Here is an 18,036-nt window from a genome sequence, read left to right on the forward strand (position 1 = left end):
TATGTCACACATGATGAACACTGTGAACTTCGGCACGCCGGCGGTGCGGCGCGCGCTGGCCGGTGGCGCCCTCCTCGCCGGACTGGGCGCCGTGGTCGCCTGCTCCCCGTCGAACGGCGGGTCGATGCCCTCGTTCACCGTCAATCCGTCGGCACCGGCGACGGTGTCGGCGACGCCGAGCACGACCGCGTCGTCGGCGCCCGCGACGACCACGGCGCCCGCACCACCGCAGACCACCTACCCGCCGGTCCCGGAGCAGACCACCCAGCAGACGCAGGTCCCGACGCAGCAGGAACCGACGCAGCAGTACCCCACGCGGGTACCTACGACGATCCCGCGAACCATCGTTCTGCCGTCCGGGATTCAGCTGCCCCCGGGAGTGCCGCCCACGATCACGCTGCCGCCGGGGATCCCCACCGAACTGCCGCGCTGATCCGCCCCGTCAGCGGGATGCGTGCGGCGCGCCCTGGCCCGGGTCGATGCGCGTCGGTCCGTTCTTGCCCGGGGTCACGTCGAAGTCGAAGATCGACGTCGGGATGTACACGGTGGCACAGGAGTTCGGAATGTCGACGACGCCCGACAATCGTCCCTCGATCGGTGCGGCGCCGAGCAGCAGGTAGGCCTGCTCCGGGCTGTAGCCGAATGTGGTGAGGTAGTCGATCGCGTGCAGGCAGGCCCGCTGGTACGCCAGATGGCTGTCGAGGTAGCGCTGTTCGTCGTCGAGGGTCACCGAGGTGCCCGAGAACGCGAGGAATTGCTCGTACCGCGGGCCCACATCGCCGCCGGGCAGGAAGATCGCGTTCTCGCTGACGCCGTAGGTCTGCATGCCGCCGGAGATGATGTCGACGTGCAGGTCGATGAAGCCGCCCATCTCGATGGCGCCGCAGAAGGTGATCTCGCCGTCGCCCTGGCTGAAGTGCAGATCGCCCACCGAGAGGTTCGCGCCGTCCACGAACACCGGGTAGAAGACGCGGGTGCCGCGGGTGAGGTTCTTGATGTCCTGGTTGCCGCCGTTCTCGCGCGGCGGAGCGGTGCGGGCGGCCTCGGCGGCGGCCGCGGTGAAGGCGTCGCCCGTCAGGCTGCCCAGGACCGCGTCGTTCGGCTCGGGCGGCAGCGCCAGCGGCGGAACGCGATCGGGATCGGTCGCGATGAGTGCCGCCTCGCGGGCGTTCCATCGGGCCAGCAGATCCTTCGACGGCGCCGTGCCCATGAGGCCCGGGTGAATGATCCCGGTGAAGCTCACGTGCGGGACGTGCCGCGACGTGGCGGTGTGGCCGGTGAAGTCCCAGATCGCCTTGTATGCGTCGGGGAACTGGTCGGTGAGGAAGCCGCCGCCGTTCTCCTTGGCGAAGATTCCGGTGTAGCCCCAGCCCTGTCCTGCCAGCGGCCCGCTGTCCTCCTGGGGGATCGGGCCCACGTCCACGATGTCGACGATGAGTAGGTCGCCCGGCTTCGCGCCCTCCACGGCGATCGGCCCGGACAGCGTGTGCACCGTGGTCAGGGGAGCGTTGAGGATGTCCTCGGCCGAATCGTCGTTGTGGATGGCACCGTCGAACCACTCGCGGCAGTGCACTCGGAAGGTATCGCCCGGCTTGACGGTGACGGCCGGTGGGATGGCGTAGTGCCACCGGTTGTGTCCCACCTTTTCCTGATCGGTGAACTTCTTGCTGGAATCGAGTGGGAAGACGACCTCTGGCATGAGCGGACCTCTCTTCTTCGGTGGGGTGTTCAGGGGCGTGGGAGCGCGGCGTGGCGAGGATTCGACGGTGCGCCGCCACCGGCCCGGCGCGGGGGAGCCGAGACCACGGCGGGGCGTTCGGCGGTGGCCCGTGTGGCGTCGATCAGGCGTATCGCGCTCGTCGCGCCGCTGCCCAGCCGCGGCGCGGTGATTCCGCGGGGCGCCGCCGCGCCGCAGGTGCATGCGGCGCTATCGGGGACCTCCCGCATCGAATAGACCGCGTCGAACGGTCCGCAACTGCGGCAGCGGAATTCATAGGTAGGCATGAATGGACGGTATCCCGTTCGCCCGATTTCCGCGCGGTATTCGAGGCCGGGGTAGCGTTACCCGCGATGCCACCGAAGAGCCGCAGCCGCAAGGCCGTGATCGCGCGGCGCCGAGCGCGCCGCGTGGCCGCCGCCGACAACGATCTGACCCCCGAGGACTGGGGTCTGCTGGTGCAGCTGTGGGGTGCCTGTGCGTACTGCGGCGGCGAGGGACCGTTCCAGAAGGACTGTGTGCTACCGATCTCTCGCGGTGGCCGCTACACCCGGGAGAACGTGGTGCCGGCGTGCCGCTCGTGCAATGCCAGCAAGTGCAACTCCGAGGTCACCGGGTGGATGCGTCGGAAGCGCTTGGACGAGAAGGCGTTCCTCCAGGGACACGCGGAGATCCTGTACCGCCTGCGCCAGTGACGTCTGGCTGCGCGGATGCCCGCTTGTCCTGATCATCCTTGCGTTGCACCGAGTCCCGCATCTGGTCGATGTTCTCGCGCAGCACATCGGAGACCAATTCGTCGGTGCGCGGGTCCTTGAGCACCTGGAAGACCATCCGGAACACGGTATCGGCGATCAGCCGGATGATGTCGTCGTGGAACGGGATGTACTTGACCCGCTTGGTCTGCGGGTCGTTCTTCACCATATCCAGGATCATCGCGTCCATCTCGTCGCGGTTCTCCTCGAGTGCTGCGGCGATGTTGGCGGTGTAGTTGCCGGTGCGGAGCACTTCGGCGACCTCGTCGAGCACGGCCACCGTGATCGGCCGCTTCACCGCCTCGACCACGGTGCCGGTGGCCCGGGTGACCACGGCCGCGGTGATGCGGTCGCCGTACACCCGGTCGATCGCGCGAGCCAGCCTCGCCAGTGCGACGACGATGCGCAGCAGCCGGAAGGCGCGGAACCACGGCGCGGTCAGGATGAAGGCGGGCACCATGCCCAGCACCTCGTACCAGTTGTAGAGCAGGAACTTGGGGTGCCAGCCCACCCGCCGCCAGCGCCACAGGAACTCCGCGGCGAAGATGGCGCAGATCACGCCGTCGATGATGAAGATGGTGCGTTCGGTCGAAGCGGCGACGTCGAAGAAGCTGATCCATGCGATGAGGGCGACCGAGACCACGGCGAGTGCCACCATGGCCCAGTCGGTCCACAGGACGGGCGGTTTGCGCGGGTAGGCGCCCAGGGCTTCGGTTTCGGTGGTGCTCATCGCCCCCGAGACTACTGAGCCGAGTCCGGTAGCGTGGAGGGGTGGCGAAGCTCTTTGCGATCAGTGACCTGCATGTCGGGCACCGCGGAAATGAAGAGATCGTCGACCGGATCCGTCCCGAGACGCCGGACGACTGGTTGATCTTGGCCGGCGACATCTGCGAGCGCACCGATGCGCTCGACGAGGTGCTGGCGGCCGTCGCTCCCCGATTCGCCACGGTGATCTGGGTGCCCGGCAATCACGAGTTGTACACCACCGCGAAAGACCCGATGCAGGTCTTCGGGGCTGCGCGGTACGACCATCTCGTCGATCTCTGCCGAAGCCACGGCGTGCTGACGCCCGAGGATCCGTATCCGGTGTTCGACGACCCCGCCTCGGGACCGGTCACGATCGCCGCGATGTTCCTGCTCTACGACTACACCTTCCGCGACCCGGACAAGACCAAGACGCAGGCGCTCGCCGCGGCGCGGGAGAACAATGTGGTCGCCACCGATGAGTTCCTGCTCTCGCCCGAGCCCTATGCCACCCGCGACGCGTGGTGCGCCGCTCGATTGGAGTACACCCGGAGGCGGCTCGCGGCACTGCCCGCCGGCTCGCGGACCGTGCTGATCAATCACTGGCCTCTTCGCCGCGAGCCCACCGAGGTGCTGTTCTACCCTGACTTCGCGCTGTGGTGCGGCACCGTCGAGTCCGCCGACTGGCATCTGCGCTACCGGGCGGAAGCGGTGGTGTACGGGCACCTGCACATCCCGCGGACCATCTGGTACGACGGCGTCCGGTTCGAGGAGGTGTCGGTGGGCTACCCGCGCGAGTGGAAGCAGCGAGGACTGCCCGAGCCGCTGCTGCGGCAGATCCTGCCGGCTCCCGAGTACACCGAGGAGTCGTTGGGGGAGTACGGGGTTCATTTCACGGTCGATCCCGCGGAAGCCGCGAAAGCGCGGCAGCGAGCGGTGAACATGCGTGATGCGGCGCGGGCGCGGGTTGCGCAACGCCGCGCCGCACGCGAGGCTCGGAAGGTGGAGGAATGATTCTGCAGTCGATGCTGCCCCGCGGCGTGGTGGCCCGGGAGGCACAGTCCGACGTGGATGCGCCCCTGCACCCTCGTGAGGCGGCCCAGATCGCGAAGGCGGTGCCCAAGCGGCAGGCTGAATATACGACGGTCCGCTACCTCGCGCGGGAGGCGTTGGGAGAGCTGGGGATCGGTGACGCGGTGCTGGTGAAGGGGGAGGGCGGCGGCGTGGACTGGCCACGCAACGTGGTCGGCGCGCTCACGCATTGCGATGGTTACCGCGGTGCGGTGGTCGGTTACCGGATGGGCGTGCGCACCGTCGGCATCGATGCGGAGCCGCACCTGCCCCTGCCCGATAAGGTGCTTCCCACGGTCTCCGTCGAGTCCGAACGCGAGGTGCTCGCCGGACGCCCCGATGACGGCCTGCACTGGGATCGACTCCTGTTCTGCGCCAAGGAGGCCACCTACAAGGCGTGGAACCCGATCACGGGCCGGTGGCTCGGCTTCGAGGACGCCGAGATCTCCTTCGCACTCGATGACCGCACCGACGACTCCGCCGAGGGCAGGTTCTCCTCCCGCATCCTGATCGATGGGAAGGCCACGGACGGCGGTCCGCCGGTCGCCTCGTTCGACGGGCGCTGGCGCATCGTCGACGGCCTCATCGTCACCTCGATCGCGGTGGTGTGAGGTGGCGTACCTGGAACCGGACGGCGCCGGACTGATCATCGTCGACAAGCCCGCCGGCCTCACGAGCCATGATGTGGTGGCGCGGTGCCGCCGTGCGATGGGCACCCGCAAGGTGGGCCACGCGGGCACGCTCGATCCCATGGCCACCGGCGTACTCGTGATCGGAATCGAGCGCGCCACCAAGTTGCTCGGTCATCTGGCGCTCACTACCAAGGCGTATTCGGCGACCGTCCGGTTGGGCGCCTCGACCTCGACCGACGACGCCGAAGGGGAGATCACCGGCGGCGCAGCGGCCGCGGGACTCTCCGATGCCGACGTGATCGCGGCGATGGCACCGCTCACCGGTGACATCGAGCAGGTTCCGAGCACCGTCAGCGCCATCAAGGTCGACGGTAAGCGGGCCCATCAGTTGGTGCGCGAGGGCGCCGATGTGCAGCTCACGGCGCGGCCCGTCCGGGTGGACGAGTTCGCCGCGCATGCATTCCGGCGTGACGGTGACTTCCTCGACGTCGATGTGCACGTGGAGTGTTCGTCGGGCACCTATGTCAGGGCCCTGGCTCGTGATCTGGGCGCCGCCCTCGGCGTCGGTGGACACCTGACCGCGCTGCGGCGCACCCGCGTCGGGCCGTACGGTCTCGATCTCGCTGTCACTCTGGACGAGCTGTTCGAAACACCGCGGCTGTCCTATGACATCGATGCCGCGATCGCGACGGGGTTCGCCGTCCGGGAGATCACCGATGAGCAGGCCGTCGACCTCTCGCTGGGCCGGTGGCTGGACCCGATCGGTATGCCCGGTGTGTACGCGGCCGTGGCTCCCGGTGGGCGAGCGATCGCGCTGCTCGAGGAATCAGGCAACCGGGCGAGCTCGGTCTTCGTGGTGCGCCCCTCCGCTTGACGCGCCGACGGACTGTTCCTGGTAACGGGTCCAGGCGGCCCGGGGGGTCGCCTCGTCGCCTCTGGTGGGCAGCGCGGTGCCTTCGGATTCGAAGCCGAGCGCGGTGAGCTGGGAAGTGGCACTCGCATGACGGTCGGCCAACGCCAGCGTGAGCCGCCGGGTGTCCTGGCGGTCGGCGAGGGCGCGACAGGCGGCGACGAGTGCCGCGACCGCGGCCTGCGGCTGCTCCTCGTCGCGCAGGCGATCGATGACTTCCGTCGTCGAGGTGCCCGGATCGCCGTGCACCTCCACCTGGCCCATCTGCGTACCGTCGACGGTCACTGTGTAATACCCGCTCGGGTCGAAGGTGAACTCGATGTCGTGCCCGTTCTGGGCCGAGTGGGTGGGGAGGAGTCGAGCTGTCTCGACCGCTCTCGGACGCAGGCCGGCGCGCGCCCGGCGTACACCCACGCGGGCAAGGCCCAGCAGGACCTCCGGCGAGGGGGCGATGGTGCGGCGTGGCCGGATCGGCTCCGGGTTGAACGAGGACACGATCTTCGCCAGCATGCTTCTCGACTCGAGGCTGTTGGCGAGGGCGTACACGGTGTGGTCGATGGGGTGACCGTTGTACTCGCGCAGGCCTCGTTGGTCTTGCACCCAGGTGAACCCGCTGGCCTTCGCCAGCGCGATGGCAGGCGCATTCGTCACCGCCAGTGGTGCCGTGATGTAGCGCAGGTGTGGATTGAGGCGGAGAACCTCGAGTACGCACATTGCTGACATCCACCGCGCGATCACGGCCGAGTCATCCAGGCCGGCGATCCACGTGGAGACTTCGGCGTGGCCGGTGCGCGGATCCGGGCCCGCATAGGTTTGCTGACCGACCATCCGATCGGAGTCGCCGTCGTCGACCATCAGCACCCGGGAGAGTGGGACGCCGGCGCCCGAGCGCGCGGCCAGCCAGGTGTGCGCCCACTCGGCGGCGGAGTGCGCCGCCTCCCAGTCGGAGTGCGGGCTGCCGAATGCGGGACGCAACCGATCCTCGTGCTCGAGATTGGTGCGACGCCATGCCTTGGCGTCGGACAAACGGGGGGCTCGGAGTTCGACGACGCGGTCGCCGACGCGGAAACGTCCGGAGTAGGGGCTCAACATTCCAGGTATGTTATTGCAACATCAGCGCAATGGAGGTGTCGGTATGGCGAAAAGTTGAGGCACTGGAATTCAGGTGCCTCACACGCCGGGGATGGGCTGGGGCCCGGTGTACCGCGCGGACGGCCGAATGATTTTACCGTCCCGGGCCTGCTCCAGGACGTTCGCGGTCCAACCGACCGCCCGCGCGACGGCGAAGGTCGGCGTGAACATGGTGGGTGGCAAGCCCGCTTCGCTCATCACCACGCCGGCGTAGTACTCGACGTTCGCGTACAGCCAACGCCCTGGTTTGAGCTCGTTGATCGCTGCTTCGATCTCGCGCTCCACGGCCGTCGCGCGGCGCACCAGCGCGCTGTCATAACTCAGGGCGACCTGCTTGAGCAGTTCTGATCGCGGGTCATGGGTGCGGTACACGGCGTGACCGAAGCCCATGATCACGTCGCCGTTGGCGACGCGCTCGCGGACCCAGGCTCGGGTGTTCGACGGGTCGCCGATGGCGTCCAGAGAGGCGAGAGCCCGGCTCGGAGCGCCGCCGTGCAGTGGCCCGAGGAAGGCGCCCACCGCCCCCAGGATGCAGGACGCCATATCGGAGCCGGCGGAGGCGATCACGCGCCCGGCGAACGTCGACGCATTGAAACCGTGGTCGATGGTCGCCACCAGGTAGGTCTGGACGGCAGCGACGTCGCGGGCGGCGCAGCCCCCGGTGGCCATCCGGAGGTAGTCCGCGGCGTGTCCCGCGGACGGATCCGGTTCGAGCACGTCCGTTCCGGACGCCAGACGGTGCGCCGCGGCCAGGATCGTGGGGAAGACGGCTGCGTAGCGCAGCGCCGCGTCGCGTCGGTCCTCCTCCTGCAGGTCGAGGAGGGGAAGGTCGGCGAGGCCCACTGCGGAGATTGCAACGCGTAGAGCCCGGAGGGGATCGGTGCCGTCGGTGACCGTGGCGCGGAGGAGGTCGACGATCCTGCCTGGAATAGTCCGCAGCTCGCCGACGCGGCGGCTGAACTCGGCGGATTCCTCGGTGGTGGGCAATGCCCCGTACATCATCAGGTGCCAGACGTCCTCGAACGTCCGGGTGCGGGCGAGCACGGTGGCATCGCGATCGCGGTAGTGGAAGAAGCCCTGTTCGCCGCGCACGTCACCCAACTCGGTGTCGGCGACGACGACGTTCTTGAGCCCGCGCGGAGCGGTGATCGCAGTGGTCATGTCCTGAGTGTGTCGATGTTGATCAACCCTCGCAATGTTGATTGAATCAACCCGTGGACGCCTGGATCACCACGTCCGAGGCCGCGCAGCGACTCGGCGTCAAGCGCAGCACGCTGTACTCCTATGTGAGCCGCGGCGTGCTCCTCTCCCGACGCATGCCCGGCCAGGCGGAGTCCTTGTTCGACCGCACCCAGGTCGATTCTCTGGCCGCCGCCAAATCCGACGGTCGCCGTGAGGCAGACCGACTTCTGCGCTTCCGGGCGGTGACGACTCGGGTGTCCGCGCTGCGTGAGGACCGCCTGTTCCTACGCGGGCGCGGTATCGAATCCGTCTGTGCGGATCTGAATTTCGACGGCGCTGCCCGGTTCGTCCTGGAGGCCGACGTGGTGGTGCCGCCGCCGACGGTCGATCTCGACGTGGCGCGGGCCGTCGGGCTGGAGCGGCGGATCCCGCTCGCCGTCGCGCTCCTCGCCGCGCACGATCCACTGCGCGCCGATCGCTCGGCGATCCCGGAGCGTGCGCTCGGACTGCTCCCGGTGCTCGCCGACCTGGTGCCCGAGGTGCGACTCGATCATCCGTGGATCGATGCGATCGCCACCTGTCTGATCGACAACGGTCTCGCCGCGTCGACCACCGCGGCCCGCGTCGCCGCGTCCGCGCGAGCCGGACTGCTGGATGCATTGGTGGCGGGCTACGGCGCGATGTCGGGGCCGCTGCACGGCGGCGCGCCGCTCGCCGCGTACCGGCTGCTGGAACGCGTGCTCCGCGGCGACGATGTGGCCGACGTGATTGCTGAATCCTCGTCGGCTGGCGTTATTCCCGGATTCGGGCACATCATCTACCGGGACCACGATCCGCGGGCGACGGTGGTACTGGATCGGGTGCGTGCCGAGGAGCCCGATGCGCCTGCACTCGCAGCACTGACCGAGGTGGCGGCACGAGTCGAGCGGCGGATCAATATCGATCTCGCGAGTGCGGTCGTCGCCCTCACGCTGGGGCTGCCGCCGCAGACCGGTGAGGTGCTGTTCCAGTACGGGCGCACCGTGGGAATGGCGGCGCATATCGCCGAGGAGTACGACGAGGCGCCGCTGCGCTGGCGCGGTGGTAACGGCAGGAGTGAGCGATGACCGAATTGGCCGACCGAATCCGGGCCGAACTCCGCGCTGCCGCGGATGCCGATCGCGCGCCGAAGATGCAGGCGTACATGAAGTCCGAGATGCCCTTCCTCGGTGTACCAGCGCCGCTCGCCCGGTCGATCACCGGCGCCGCGCGGCGCGCGCATCCGCCTGCCGGTCTCGACGAGTTGCTGGTGACCGTTGAGGATCTCTGGGACGGTGCCGAATTCCGCGAGGAGCGGTATGCCGCGCAGCATCTGATGCGCGACCGGCTGACGAGGGGAGTGCTAGAACTGCTTCCGCTGCACGAGAAGATCGCGGTGACGGGCGCCTGGTGGGACCACGTCGATGAAGTAGCACGGCATATCGCGGACCTCCACGACGAGTATCCCGCTGAGACCGCCGACGCGGTGCGGCGATGGAGCCTGGGTGAGAACCTGTGGTTGCGCAGGTTGGCGATCATCTCGCAACTAAGCCGGAAGGACCGGCTCGATACCGGCGTGCTGACCGAGGTGATCGAGCCGGCTCTCTCCGAGCCGGAGTTCTTCCTCCGCAAGGCGATCGGGTGGGCACTGCGCGAGCACGCCAAGACTGATCCCGATTGGGTGCGAGCCTACGTCTGCGACCATGAGGACGTGCTCAGCGGGCTCTCCAGGCGTGAGGCGCTCAAGAACCTGTGACAGCGGTCAGTCGCGGACCCAGATCGACTGGGCGGCCACATCGCCCAGGTCGAGCGGCGCACCGTCGTTGACGGTGACCGCCACCGTCCCGAGGAACTTGCGCAGCTCCACGACCTCGATCCGGGCGTCCGGCGAGATTCCCACATCCTGGAAGTACCGGAGCATCTCGGGGTCGGCGTCCGAGATGCGCGCGACGGTGCACGTCGCCCCGGCGTCGAGTTCGGAGAGCAGCCGGGCATCGGGTGTGGGAACGGTGCCATCGGGCTGGGGGATCGGGTCGCCGTGCGGGTCACGCTCGGGGAACCCGAGTCGCTCGTCGAGGCGCGCCAGGAATCTTTCGGAGACGGCGTGTTCGAGCACCTCCGCCTCGTCGTGCACCTCGTCCCAGCCGTACCCGAGCTCCGAGACCAGGAAGGTCTCCAAGAGGCGGTGCCGCCGGACCATCGCCGTGGCTGCGGCCCGACCCTCGTCGGTGAGCGTGACGGCGCCGTACTTCGCGTGATTGACCAGTCCCTGGTCGGCGAGCTTGCGGATGGCCTCGGACGCGGTGGAGGCGGACACACCGAGCGCATCGGCCAACGACTTGGTGCTGACCTTGACATCCGCCCACTCCTGGGCGGTCCAGATCTGCTTCAGGTAGTCCTGTGTGACCGCGGACAGCTCGCCGACGGGCCGGGGCGACTCAGACAGGGGAGGCTTACTCACGCGTCCACCATAGGCCGTCCGATAGGGTGAGTGCGTGCTTCGCTGGCGAGGGCTCAATGACGTTCCCGCGGACTGGGGACGCTGTGTGGTGACGATCGGCGTGTTCGACGGTGTACACCGCGGCCATGCCCAACTGATCGCACGCGCGACCGCGGAGGCTCACGAACGTGGCCTCCCGGCGGTCCTGATGACCTTCGACCCGCATCCCGCCGAGGTGGTGCGGCCCGGATCGCACCCGCCTCAGCTCACCACGCTCACCCGGCGCGCCGAACTCGCTGAGGAGCTCGGCATCGATGTCTTCTGCGTGATGCCCTTCACCGCCACCGTCATGGCACAGCCCGCCGAAGACTTCGTGCATTCGGTGCTGGTGGAGCGGCTGCACGCCGCTGCGGTCGTGGTGGGCGACAACTTCACCTTCGGCAACCGCGCTCTGGGCAACGTCGAGATGCTCGGCCGGCTCGGCCAGAAGTTCGGTTTCTCGGTCGATTCGGTGCCCCTGCTCACCGAGCACGCGGTGACGTATTCGTCGACCTACATCCGCTCCTGCGTGGACGCCGGTGATGTCAAGGCTGCCGCCGAGGCCCTGGGGCGCCCGCATCGCGTGGAGGGGGTCGTGGTCCGCGGTGACGGACGAGGCCGCGAGCTCGGCTTCCCGACCGCCAACGTCGCCCCGCCGATGTTCGCCGCGATCCCCGCCGACGGCGTGTACGCCGCGTGGTTCACCGTGCTCGGTGCCGGACCGGTGGTCGGCCAGGTGACGCCGGGGGAGCGGTACCCCGCGGCAGTGTCCGTGGGCAGCAATCCCACGTTCTCCGGGCGAACTCGCACCGTCGAGGCCTTCGTCCTGGACACCTCCGCCGATCTCTACGGCCAGCACGTGGCGGTCGATTTCGTGGAACGCGTGCGAGGTATGGAGAGGTTCGAGTCCATCGACGATCTGCTCACGGCGATGGGCGGCGACGTGGAGCGCACACGGGCGATTCTGGGAATCGCCTGACCTCTGGTAACGTGGTCGTTCGTGCCTGCTGTGGTTCGCGGCGGCGGTACGGATGTTGACGACGCGATACTGAGAAGGAGCCTATCCATGTCGCTCACCACTGAGCAGAAGAAGTCGATCCTCGCCGAGTACGGCCTGCACGAGGGCGACACCGGTTCGCCCGAGGCCCAGGTCGCGCTGCTCACCAAGCGCATCGTCGATCTCACCGAGCACCTCAAGCAGCACAAGCACGATCACCACAGCCGCCGCGGCCTGCTGCTGCTGGTCGGCCGTCGTCGTCGCCTGCTGAAGTACGTCGCCTCGGTCGACATCAACCGTTACCGCTCGCTCATCGAGCGCCTCGGCCTGCGCCGCTAAGAACGTCCTCACCGACGGCCCGCCCCATTGATCGGGGCGGGCCGTCGGCGTTGGCGGCCATCGCGTTGCGCTCCAGCGCGGTTCATCGGCGCTTCACCCGGCGTGGCCGGGGTGGCCATCTCGAAGTGTCGCGCGGGTCACATTCGTTCGGTAACACCTGTATCCATGTCGCACCGATCAGCCCCGTTCGATGTCCTGCCCGGCCGCACCGTCGTCGCGGGTACGTCCCGCCGCCGGTTCATGACCTGGATGGGCGTGGTCGGCGGCGTCGCCTTCACTCCGCAGCTGCTGCGCCAGACCGTCGCCGCGGCGGACCCGGTCGCAGCCGGTGATCCATTCACGCTCGGCGTGGCCTCGGGCGATCCGCTGCCGGATTCGGTGGTGCTGTGGACGCGGCTCGCGCGCCGGCCGTTGCAGCCCGGTGGGGGCATGCCCGACCGACCCGTTCCGGTGCAGTGGGAGATCGCCTCCGATCGTGGATTCCGCAATGTCGTCCAGCGCGGCGATACCGCAGCTGTGCCGCAGGACGGGCACAGCGTGCACGTCGATGTCCGGGGGCTGCGGGCCGCCACCGACTATTTCTACCGATTCCGCTGTGGCTCCGACGTTTCGCCGGTAGGTCGTACCCGCACAGCGCCCGCCGCGGGGGCGCGGGTGGGTGCGATGTCCTTTGCTGTGGTCTCGTGCCAGGCGTGGACGGACGGCTACTTCAACGCCTACGCCGATCTCGCCGACGCAGCACCGGACGTGGTCTTCCATCTCGGCGATTACGTCTACGAGTACGAGATCAAGCCCGCGACGGTGCGCCGCCCCACCACGGACGTGCCCAAGTCGGCGTGGACCGAGATGACGACCCTCGCCGACTACCGCGATCGCTACGCGCTGTACAAACTCGACCCCGATCTGCAGGCCGCGCATCGTGCGGCGCCGTTCATCTGTGCCTACGACGATCATGAGGTCGAGAACAACTGGGCTGCTGGTATTCCGGAGAAGGGACAATCGCCGTCCGAATTCATCGTGCGCCGTGCGGCGGCGTTCAAGGCGTGGTGGGAGAACACGCCGGTGCGCGCGGCCCTGCGCCCCGATGGTGCGGATATCCGCATGTACCGGCGATTCGAGTTCGGTGACCTCGCCCGGTTCAGCGTGCTCGACACCCGGCAGTACCGCAGCGACCAGGCCAACGACGACAAGGACAGTCCGCAGGATGCGGCCACCGCCGACCCCGGTCGCACCATCACCGGTGCGGCGCAGGAGAAGTGGATCCTCGACGGCCTCGGCACCGGCGGTGCGCGGTGGAACGTGCTGGCGCACCAGACCACCATCGCCGACCTCGCGCGGAACAAGGACGGCGTCCGCATCGTCTCGATGGACGGGTGGAGCGGCTACGAGGCCTCACGGGCCCGCATCCTCGACGGTGCCGCACAGCGAAAGGTGCCCAATCTGGTCTCCATCGTCGGCGATATCCACCGCAACGTGGTCTCGGAGCTGAAGTCCACCTATACCCGCGACGTTCCCACGGTCGGTGTGGAATTGGCGGGCACGTCGATCGCGTCCGGAAAGGACGGCAAGGACAGTGACTCCGCCGATCAGGCCATCAAGGCGGCCTCACCGCACGTGAAGTTCGGCAATGCGCAGCGCGGCTACATGCTCAACCGGCTCTCCCACGAGCAGTGGCGGGCGGAGTTCCGGGTGGCCGATTCGATCGCCAATCGCGGCCTGCCGTTGCATCGCCGCGCGACCGTCACGATCCCGTCGGGTCGGCCCGAGATCACCGTGGACTGAGTCTCAGCCGCGACCGAGCAGCGTACTCACGGCGTAGGCACGCGTCGCGGAATCTGTCCGCGATGAGCACGGAGCGCGACGATCCACGGATGGCGGGGGTGCGCGAGGCCAAGGGCGGACAGCAGCCACCCGCTCTGGGCGGGGGCGAGGCGGGGTAGGCAGGCGTCGAAGTCCGCCTGATCCTTGGCGCGGAGCCCGGGCGCCTTGTGGAGGAGCTGGACCTCGGGACTTAGGTACCGCACCCCGTCGAGGTCCCACAGGGCATCGTCGAGCGTGAGTTTCACTCGCCGGTCGCGCTCGTACGTCCAGGTGGCTGCGCTAGTGATCGCGAGGAGCACGTCGAACTCCCATGGGGCGTCGCCATGTTCGCGGAGCCATAGATTGCTGCACGTCGGGGTGACGGTGTCGGCATCGTCGACCATCGGGCGCAGTGTGCCGGAGTCGGCCTGCCACACATCGAACTGTCCGGCCACATGCCGGCGCAGGACTGGCACGTCCGCGCGGGGAATCGAGACATCGAGGTCGCTGTGAGGGCGTGGAGACTTGGTGAACGCCTCGATCGCGTGGCCACCGGCCACCCACCAGAGTCCGGGGTAGTTCTCGAACAAGGCGAGGGCGTCTGCGGTCGTGTTCGCTCGCCACGAGCCGTATAGGCGCGCCTGTTCTTCGACCACCGGGCTCAGCGGTCCTGGGGTTTGATGAACGGGAAGGCCAGCGTGGCGCGGATGTTCACTCCCGCAAGCAGCATGATGATCCGGTCCACACCGATGCCGAGACCGCCGGTCGGTGGCATGGCGTACGACAGGGCATCCAGGAAGGACTCATCGAGTTCCATCGCCTCCGGATCACCGGCGGCCGCGGCCATCGACTGCTGGGTGAGCCGCTCGCGCTGATCGATCGGATCGGTCAGTTCCGTGTAGGCAGTACCCAGCTCGGCGCCGAAACCCACCAGGTCCCATTGTTCCGTGAGTCGCGGATCGCGGCGGTGTCTGCGCGCCAGTGGCGAGACCTCGATCGGGAAATCGCAGTAGAACGTGGGGAACTCGGTCTGCTTTTCCACCAGCCCCTCGTACAGTTCCATGACCAGCTTGCCCGCCGACGCTCCCCGGGGAGCCGCGACGTGCCACTGCTTGCACAGCGCCTCCAACTCCTCGACCTCGCTGTCGGGTGTCACCGACGTGCCGACGGCCCGGGAAACAGCCTCGTGCACCGTGATCACCGGCCATTCGGCGGTGAGGTCCACCTCGCGTGTTCCACCGGAACCGTCGGGCCGTACCGCGATCGGCCGGCCGTTGACGGCGATCGCGGCGCCGAGGATCACCTCGCGGGTCAGTGTTCGCATGGTGGTGTAGTCGCCGTACGCCTCGTAGGCCTCGAGCGAGGTGAACTCCGGGTTGTGGGTGGCGTCGGCGCCCTCGTTGCGGAAGTTCCGGTTGATCTCGAAGATCCGGCCCATGCCTCCCACCGCGAGCCGCTTGAGGTAGAGCTCCGGCGCGATCCGGAGGTACAGATCCATGTCGTAGGCGTTGATGTGCGTGGTGAACGGGCGTGCCGCCGCGCCGCCGTGCACCGACTGCAGCATCGGCGTCTCGACCTCGGTGAAGCCGCGATCGGTGAACGCGGCGCGCATTGCCGCGACCGCCCGCGAGCGGCGGTAGAGCAGGTCGACAGCACCGTCATCGGTCATCAGGTCGAGGGAGCGGCTGCGCGCCCTGGTCTCGTCGCCGAGTCGCACCCGCGGCTTCGGGACCGGTGAGAGGCACTTCCCGGCCATGGCCCAGTCCTGGAGCAGAACCGAGAGCTCACCCGTGTGCGAAGTGACCATCTCACCGGTCACCGACACCAGGTCGCCCATGTCGATCGACTCGCGCCAGAAGGCGCGCACGTCGTCGGGAGTACGACCGCGCTCGGCGATCACCTGCAAGGTGGCCCTGTCCTCGTGAAGATCGACGAAGGTGACGCCACCGTAGTCACGCACGCCACGCACCCTGCCGGTCACGGAAACAACGGTGTCCGTCGATGAATCGGGGGCCAGGCCATTGAGGTGCCCGCGAACCTCGGCGAGCGAGGCGGTGCGCGGCACCGAGGGGGGATAGCCGGGCATCCCCGCCGCCTCCATCGCCGTGAGTTTGCGGCGACGCACCCGCTGCTGTTCGGAAAGCCGTGGTGCGGGCGCCTCGCGGTGCAGTAGGCGCTCCTCCTCGGCGAGGAGGCGCACGACGAATTCTGGGTCGCGCTGATCCTGCTCGTCGGGAACAGTGGGGCCGGAGAGGAACTTCGGCCCGATCTGCGGCAGAAAGCCCTCGGCGGTTCCCACCGCGATACCGGCTCGCACCGCGGTGAGCGTCGGGTCGTAGCACAGGATCCGAGGCACCCAGTCCGGTCGGTACTTGTCGTTCGACCGATACAACGTTTCCAACTGATAGAACTTCGACGCGAAGCTGAGCACCGAATCCACCATCCGGGTGACGGGCCCCGCGCCCACCCGGTCTGCTTCGAAGAAGACAGCGCGGAAAACGGCGAAGTTCAAGGAGATGCGACGGATGCCGATCTCCGCGCTGGCCTCGACGAGTTTGGCCACCATGAACTCGTTGAGCCCGTTCTCCGCGTTCCGGTCGCGACGCATCAGATCGAGCGAGAGGCCGCGGGTGCCCCAGGGCACGAAGCTCAAAAGACCGCGCACCTCGCCGGCGGCGTCGTGCGCGGTCACCAGCACGCACCGACCGTCCACCGGGTCGCCGATCCGGTTGAGGGCCATGGAGAAGCCGCGCTCGGTCTCCTCGCCGCGCCACTTCTCCGCGAGCTGTGCGACCTGCGTCAGCTCCTCGGTGGTGAGGTCCGCGTGGCGGCGCACCTGCAGCGTGTACCCGGCGCCGCTCACGCGGGTGACGGCTTGCCGTACCGCACGCATCTCGCGCCCCTTGAGCGTGAACCGATCGACGTGGATGATCGCCTCGTCGCCGATGTTGAGTGTCCGCAGCCCGGCAGCCTCGTACACCGCGGCACCGTCGATGCTCGCCGCAAGGACCGCCGGGTACAGGCTGTGTCGGCGGCAGTCCTCCAGCCAGGCGTGCACGGCGGCGGGCCACGACTCGCGGTCGCCGATCGGATCGGCGCTCGCCATCGACACCGGGCCCACCACCCGGCTGGTGACCACCGCTCTGCGATCGGGAGCCGCGATCACCGACTTATCGCGCCGGGTGGCGAAGTAGCCCAGTGAATCGTCCTCGCCGTAGGTGAGCAGCAGGCGGCGCACCTCCAGTTCCTCCGGTTCGGTCATCAGCTCGTCGCCGCGACCGGCGCGCCAGAACGCCATCAGCGCCAGGATCAGCACCGTCGCCGACATGATGCCGGCGAAGGAGTAGATCCACTGCGGGCCGGAGTGACCGTTGAGCAGCAGGTCCAGCGGGCGGGGGAGTGAGACGCCGAAGGTCGAGCGCAGCGCCCACACCGCGATCTCGACCGGACCGCGTAGCCGGCCCGGGAAGGTGAACGTGAGCGCCAGCGTGACCAGGTACGACAGCAGTAGCCCGCCCACCAGGACGCCGAGCGCCGCGCGGCGGGACCCGTGGGCCAGCTTCGCGGGGAAGGCGGGCCGGGCGGCGATGACCAGGGCGAGCGTCGCCGCGCTCACCGCAGCCGCGAAGGCCGCGCCCGGCAACGAGTAGCGGGCCTCGAAGTAGTTCGCCAGCAGGGCCGGCACGCGGGCGCTGCCGTCGTCGTCGCCGAGCTCCTCGGTGACCACGAGCACCAGGACGAAAATGTTCGCCGCGACCTCCGTGGCCATGAGAGCGCAGGCCACGGTGTGCGCGGCCCGGAGCCGCCGGCGCAGCGCCCCGCTAAGCACCGTCAGCAGCGCGACGAACAGCAGGCTGGGGAACGAGGGGATGCCGAGCACGCCCAGCACATCGGCGAGGATCGGCAGGATGCGGTCGCCGTGGACCAGCGCGCCCAGCAGTGAGACGATGGCGGCGAAGAACATCGTCCGGGCCAGCCAGGTGGCAGTCGCCTCGGTGGTCCGCTCGCGGACGCTCTGCTGCATCGGCTTCCTCTCTCGGCGTGCCTGCACGGCGTGTACGACTCACGTGGAAAAGACTCCAAATGATAGCCTTTCCACAGGTCCGTTCGACGTCGGCGCCGGTTTCGGCCGGTCACGACGATGCGGTGCGCCACCACGGTGTCACTCCCTGCGGGGTGGTCCTCGGTAGTGGCCGCCGGAGTCCGCGACAGCATTCTGTCGACGGTGTATCCGGCGGCTTCGATCGATGACCGCACCGGGGCG

General features: G+C 68.5%; 18 protein-coding genes. 10 read left to right on the top strand and 8 right to left on the bottom strand.

Annotated elements, in window-relative coordinates:
• Positions 1 to 10: 10 nt before the first annotated feature.
• Positions 11 to 433, top strand: coding sequence for a hypothetical protein (locus TPAU_RS23135; RefSeq protein ID WP_049825807.1), 423 nt, complete (start codon positions 11 to 13; stop codon positions 431 to 433).
• A 9-nt stretch (positions 434 to 442) separates the two neighbouring features.
• On the opposite strand, the gene fmdA is transcribed toward TPAU_RS23135, so the two are convergent.
• Positions 443 to 1,699, bottom strand: coding sequence for a formamidase (gene fmdA / locus TPAU_RS08630; protein WP_013126367.1), 1,257 nt, complete (start codon positions 1,697 to 1,699; stop codon positions 443 to 445).
• Between the two features lie 29 nt (positions 1,700 to 1,728).
• A complete protein-coding gene (locus TPAU_RS22355) occupies positions 1,729 to 2,004 on the bottom strand; it encodes an FmdB family zinc ribbon protein (protein WP_013126368.1) in 276 nt (91 codons plus the stop codon).
• A gap of 66 nt (positions 2,005 to 2,070) precedes the next feature.
• Here TPAU_RS22355 and TPAU_RS08635 point away from each other — a divergent pair, with 66 nt between their 5' ends.
• Positions 2,071 to 2,412, top strand: a complete 342-nt coding sequence (locus TPAU_RS08635; RefSeq protein WP_013126369.1) for an HNH endonuclease — start codon at positions 2,071 to 2,073, stop codon at positions 2,410 to 2,412.
• Here the strand turns inward: TPAU_RS08635 and TPAU_RS08640 are convergent.
• On the bottom strand, positions 2,327 to 3,199 hold the full coding sequence (locus tag TPAU_RS08640) for an ion transporter (RefSeq protein WP_013126370.1): 873 nt from the start codon (positions 3,197 to 3,199) through the stop codon (positions 2,327 to 2,329). The genes TPAU_RS08635 and TPAU_RS08640 overlap by 86 nt on opposite strands.
• 41 nt (positions 3,200 to 3,240) lie before the next feature.
• Here TPAU_RS08640 and TPAU_RS08645 point away from each other — a divergent pair, with 41 nt between their 5' ends.
• Genes TPAU_RS08645 through truB form a run of 3 tightly spaced genes read left to right on the top strand, consistent with a single transcriptional unit; the run spans position 3,241 to position 5,790 of the window.
• The gene (locus tag TPAU_RS08645; protein ID WP_013126371.1) at positions 3,241 to 4,227 is read left to right on the top strand and encodes a metallophosphoesterase family protein; all 987 of its coding nucleotides are present in this window, start codon (positions 3,241 to 3,243) and stop codon (positions 4,225 to 4,227) included.
• The gene (locus TPAU_RS08650; RefSeq protein ID WP_041944877.1) at positions 4,227 to 4,895 is read left to right on the top strand and encodes a 4'-phosphopantetheinyl transferase family protein; all 669 of its coding nucleotides are present in this window, start codon (positions 4,227 to 4,229) and stop codon (positions 4,893 to 4,895) included. The genes TPAU_RS08645 and TPAU_RS08650 overlap by 1 nt, the downstream gene beginning before the upstream one ends.
• A 1-nt stretch (position 4,896) precedes the next feature.
• Positions 4,897 to 5,790 carry a tRNA pseudouridine(55) synthase TruB gene (truB, locus tag TPAU_RS08655; RefSeq protein WP_013126373.1) on the top strand — a complete coding sequence of 298 codons (894 nt, stop codon included), beginning with the start codon at positions 4,897 to 4,899 and terminating at the stop codon, positions 5,788 to 5,790.
• Here the strand turns inward: truB and TPAU_RS08660 are convergent.
• A complete protein-coding gene (locus tag TPAU_RS08660; RefSeq protein ID WP_013126374.1) occupies positions 5,743 to 6,918 on the bottom strand; it encodes a GNAT family N-acetyltransferase in 1,176 nt (391 codons plus the stop codon). The genes truB and TPAU_RS08660 overlap by 48 nt on opposite strands.
• A gap of 78 nt (positions 6,919 to 6,996) precedes the next feature.
• On the bottom strand, positions 6,997 to 8,118 hold the full coding sequence (locus TPAU_RS08665; RefSeq protein ID WP_013126375.1) for a citrate/2-methylcitrate synthase: 1,122 nt from the start codon (positions 8,116 to 8,118) through the stop codon (positions 6,997 to 6,999).
• 53 nt (positions 8,119 to 8,171) lie between these two features.
• On the opposite strand from TPAU_RS08665, the gene TPAU_RS08670 reads away from it, so the two are divergent.
• Entirely contained in the window at positions 8,172 to 9,245 is a 1,074-nt protein-coding gene (locus TPAU_RS08670; protein ID WP_013126376.1) for a citrate/2-methylcitrate synthase, read from the top strand.
• Positions 9,242 to 9,913, top strand: a complete 672-nt coding sequence (locus TPAU_RS08675; RefSeq protein WP_013126377.1) for a DNA alkylation repair protein — start codon at positions 9,242 to 9,244, stop codon at positions 9,911 to 9,913. The genes TPAU_RS08670 and TPAU_RS08675 overlap by 4 nt, the downstream gene beginning before the upstream one ends.
• A gap of 6 nt (positions 9,914 to 9,919) precedes the next feature.
• On the opposite strand, the gene TPAU_RS08680 is transcribed toward TPAU_RS08675, so the two are convergent.
• Positions 9,920 to 10,618: a metal-dependent transcriptional regulator gene (locus TPAU_RS08680; RefSeq protein ID WP_013126378.1), complete on the bottom strand. Its 699-nt coding sequence runs from the start codon at positions 10,616 to 10,618 to the stop codon at positions 9,920 to 9,922.
• A gap of 34 nt (positions 10,619 to 10,652) precedes the next feature.
• Between TPAU_RS08680 and TPAU_RS08685 the strand changes: the two genes are divergently transcribed.
• The 3 genes from TPAU_RS08685 (at position 10,653) to TPAU_RS08695 (ending at position 13,754) form a co-directional block, all read left to right on the top strand.
• Complete coding sequence (locus tag TPAU_RS08685) at positions 10,653 to 11,615, top strand: bifunctional riboflavin kinase/FAD synthetase (RefSeq protein ID WP_013126379.1); 963 nt, start codon at positions 10,653 to 10,655, stop codon at positions 11,613 to 11,615.
• An 87-nt stretch (positions 11,616 to 11,702) separates the two neighbouring features.
• Entirely contained in the window at positions 11,703 to 11,972 is a 270-nt protein-coding gene (gene rpsO / locus TPAU_RS08690) for a 30S ribosomal protein S15 (protein ID WP_013126380.1), read from the top strand.
• A 165-nt stretch (positions 11,973 to 12,137) separates the two neighbouring features.
• Positions 12,138 to 13,754 carry an alkaline phosphatase D family protein gene (locus TPAU_RS08695; protein WP_013126381.1) on the top strand — a complete coding sequence of 539 codons (1,617 nt, stop codon included), beginning with the start codon at positions 12,138 to 12,140 and terminating at the stop codon, positions 13,752 to 13,754.
• Between the two features lie 26 nt (positions 13,755 to 13,780).
• On the opposite strand, the gene TPAU_RS08700 is transcribed toward TPAU_RS08695, so the two are convergent.
• Together TPAU_RS08700 and lysX are read right to left on the bottom strand one after the other, a co-directional pair.
• A complete protein-coding gene (locus TPAU_RS08700) occupies positions 13,781 to 14,428 on the bottom strand; it encodes a hypothetical protein (RefSeq protein ID WP_013126382.1) in 648 nt (215 codons plus the stop codon).
• Between the two features lie 5 nt (positions 14,429 to 14,433).
• On the bottom strand, positions 14,434 to 17,796 hold the full coding sequence (gene lysX / locus TPAU_RS08705; RefSeq protein ID WP_013126383.1) for a bifunctional lysylphosphatidylglycerol synthetase/lysine--tRNA ligase LysX: 3,363 nt from the start codon (positions 17,794 to 17,796) through the stop codon (positions 14,434 to 14,436).
• Positions 17,797 to 18,036 lie beyond the last annotated feature (240 nt).

Source organism: Tsukamurella paurometabola DSM 20162 (assembly GCF_000092225.1).
Classification (GTDB): Bacteria; Actinomycetota; Actinomycetes; order Mycobacteriales; family Mycobacteriaceae; genus Tsukamurella; species Tsukamurella paurometabola.